The sequence below is a fragment of the Microcystis sp. M31BS1 genome (genome assembly GCF_020245285.1).
Lineage (GTDB): Bacteria > Cyanobacteriota > Cyanobacteriia > Cyanobacteriales > Microcystaceae > Microcystis > Microcystis panniformis.
The window spans coordinates 1-3,105 of record NZ_JADBVE010000208.1; the positions used below are offsets into that span (position 1 = coordinate 1).

Consider the following 3,105-nt stretch of genomic DNA (forward strand, 5'->3'; position numbering starts at 1 on the left):
AACTTTTCTGACTTTTCTTCAGCCATTTATGAATGTTTGAATGATGCCCATTTGAAACATAAAAAAGAACTGGATTCCTTGCTGACTCTACGATTTCAGAAGTTTAATAAATCTCAGATTATGAACGTCTAAAGTATAGCAAAAGATTATTTTTTCGCCTTTCTCGTTTTTAGTACAAATGTTTGAGTAAAATCGGAGTAAAGTCTTTAGGTTTAGGCGATTGATGCCCGATAGGGTTAGAGTAATCAGGGAGAAACTGATTTATCGAGAGGCCATATCATCCTATGCTAGAACTCTACCAATTTGAATTATCTGCCTATTGTGAGAAAGTCCGTCTCATCCTCGACTATAAAGGTCTTGCCTATAAAAAAAGGGACGTGGTGCCAGGGGTGGGACAATTGGAATTATTCCGTCTTTCCGGACAGCGCCAGGTCCCGGTCCTCAAGGATGGTGATACTTATATCGCTGACTCGACCGAGATTGCTTTTTATCTCGATCGCAAGTATCCTGAAAAACCAATTATCCCCACAGATCCCCTCCAACGGGGTCAATGTTTATTAATCGAAGAATGGGCCGATGAATCCCTGGGATTAAAAGGAAGAACCGCTTTTCTCGGCGCTTTTGCCCAAAATCAAAACTTTCGTACCGCCTTTTTACCCCGGGAAACTCCCGATTTTATGCGCTTGTTGCTGGGTTCTATGCCAGGGGAATTAATTGATATTTTGGGGGCGGGTGTAGGTCTGGGAAAAGATGCTATCAATACGGCGAAAAAAGGGCTACAACAGGATTTAGAAGCTTTGAACCTCATTTTAGCCAATCGTCCCTATTTAGTCGGGGATCAGCCCAGTTTAGCCGATTTAGCCGTGGCGGGATTAAGTGTACTGCTTCAGTTTCCCCAGGGTTCCTATCTCAACTTACCCAGGGAATTGCAAGGCAAGGGGATCCCAGGGTTAGCCGATAATAGCGCCTACGAGGGCTTTTTTGCCTGGCGCGACCGTCTTTATAGTCAATACCGTCAAACTATCACTCCGGGAAGTTCCACCCCTCCTATCGATTCCCCCAACTCCATCCAGATTGAATAGCAGCCCTTGACTAGGGTGGTGGGGCTTTTCAGTGATCAGTAAACAGTAATCAGTGATATGAATTAGGAATTAGGGACTGGGGAGCAGGGAGCGGGAATTAGGAATTAGGGACTGGGGAGCAGGGAGAATAAATAAAAGCAATCTACTGATTACTGATCACTGATCACTGATTACTGTTAAGATTCCCCTAAAACGTAGCCGACACCGCGCACGGTATGAATGAGGCGTTTTTGACCACCAGCTTCCATCTTCAGGCGTAAATAGCGAATATATACCTCAATAACGTTTGATTCTCCTTGAAATTCGTCTCCCCAGACATTTTCGAGAATTTGATCCCTCGATAATACTTCTTTGGGGTGAGTCATGAGGTAGCGCAGCAGTTCAAATTCCTTCATCGTCAACTCAATATTTTTGTTTTTATAGGAGAGACTACGACTGGCTAAATCTAATACTAAGTCACCGAAACGCAATTGTTCGGGGATAATTTCCAGAGGTTGCAGGTAAAAACGGATTAATTTGAGAAAAGATTGCGAATTATAGGGTTTGAGAAAATAATCGTCGGCTCCCGCTTCCAAACAGGCGAGACGTTCTTCTAGGGTTTCTTGAGATACTAACAAAATAATATAAACGCGACTTCCCTGGGAACGTAAACGACGACAAAAATTCACACCAGCCTCCGCCGCCAGGAAGCGATCGAGTATAATCATCGCTGGCTGCCAACTTTCCACTTCTGGGAAAGCCATATCAAGGCTAGGCACAATCAGGGGGCGATAACCTGCTTCTTTCAAGTCTGCACTAGCTAGTTTAGCCATATTCTCCTCAATTCCCACCAAGAGAATCGAAGAACTCGGGACGGATGTACTCATGAGTCGGCAGCGGTAAAGAAATAGGAAAGATAGGGAGGGGACTAGCTAATTATAGTTAATTGATTCTCGCCCGACCGATTTGAGATAAAAAAGTTAACGCTGTGGTGCGTTGGACAAAATTACCATTGATAGACCAACCGGTCACTCGATCGGGGGACGACCAAAGGCTAAGATGATCCACAGGCGGATCCGCATAAAAATTTTCTCCACCGCTACCCAGTAAACAGGAACTCCAATGGGTAAAATAATCGTGACTCAGGCGATAAATGGGAAAATTACCGATTAATGGCACTCCCCACCCGTCTAGAGCTATTAAAGCTCGAATTGTCGCCCCTTGAGCTTGCCAATAATGAGCTAAAGCGATCGCATTTACCACCCCCGCACTAAACCCAATCAAGGTTAGAGCTTCTCCCAGTGATAAAGCTTCATTTAAGCAAGAAAAAGGCGAAATAATAATATAGGGACTTAATTTGACCGATTTGCTCCCCAGATGTCCTAAAAAATCCTCGGTCAATCTAGAATCATGAAAACCCGTACAAATTACCAAAGACATAAAGTTAAGTAAAAATCTATGAGGGGTCAGTAATCAGTAATCAGTTATCAGTTATCAGTCATCAGTCATCAGTTTTTTCTCCCTGCTCCCCTACTCCGTCCCCCCACACCCCACACCCCACACCCCACTTCCCCACTCTGCCATAACTACTCCTACATACTTTCTGCTTTTTGTCAAAAAAACTTTTTCTTTGCAATAAAACTACACAAAAAAAAGATCATCGTTGTGGGTGAAATTGACTGATTTAACCGTCTTAATTGGGATCACCTTCTAGGTGTGGCAAGGGTTTCAACCTTTGCTGTCCAAAAAAGCACAAGATAACCCATTATGAAATTCAGTAAAATCGCTGTTACCACTGTAACATCGTTGTTAAATAAAAATCTTTCTCAATTAATTCTTAAGAATTTGTAAATATTGCGAAATGTTAATTTAAATATTCTCAAGTTTTTGGAGTCAATGAATAATTTTTGCTTATCTTTGTCGAACATTGAGTCAGGAGTCAGTGATCAGTTATCAGTTATCAGTTATCAGTGATCAGTTATCAGTTATCAGTTATCAGTTATCAGTTATCAGTTATCAGTTATCAGTTATCAGTTATCAGTTA

General features: G+C 42.3%; 3 protein-coding genes and 2 pseudogenes. 3 read left to right on the plus strand and 2 right to left on the minus strand.

Annotated elements, in window-relative coordinates; genetic code table 11:
* A pseudogene (locus IM509_RS12265) lies at positions 1 to 132 on the plus strand (IS630 family transposase); the annotation flags it as partial.
* A 152-nt stretch (positions 133 to 284) separates the two neighbouring features.
* Positions 285 to 1,082: a glutathione S-transferase gene (locus tag IM509_RS12270; RefSeq protein WP_002766343.1), complete on the plus strand. Its 798-nt coding sequence runs from the start codon at positions 285 to 287 to the stop codon at positions 1,080 to 1,082.
* Between the two features lie 176 nt (positions 1,083 to 1,258).
* Here the strand turns inward: IM509_RS12270 and nblR are convergent, their stop codons facing one another.
* Positions 1,259 to 1,948, minus strand: a complete 690-nt coding sequence (gene nblR / locus IM509_RS12275) for a response regulator transcription factor NblR (protein WP_185236961.1) — start codon at positions 1,946 to 1,948, stop codon at positions 1,259 to 1,261.
* Between the two features lie 55 nt (positions 1,949 to 2,003).
* Entirely contained in the window at positions 2,004 to 2,501 is a 498-nt protein-coding gene (locus tag IM509_RS12280; protein WP_052277461.1) for a hypothetical protein, read from the minus strand.
* A 414-nt stretch (positions 2,502 to 2,915) separates the two neighbouring features.
* Here IM509_RS12280 and IM509_RS24105 point away from each other — a divergent pair.
* A pseudogene (locus IM509_RS24105) lies at positions 2,916 to 3,105 on the plus strand (hypothetical protein); the annotation flags it as partial.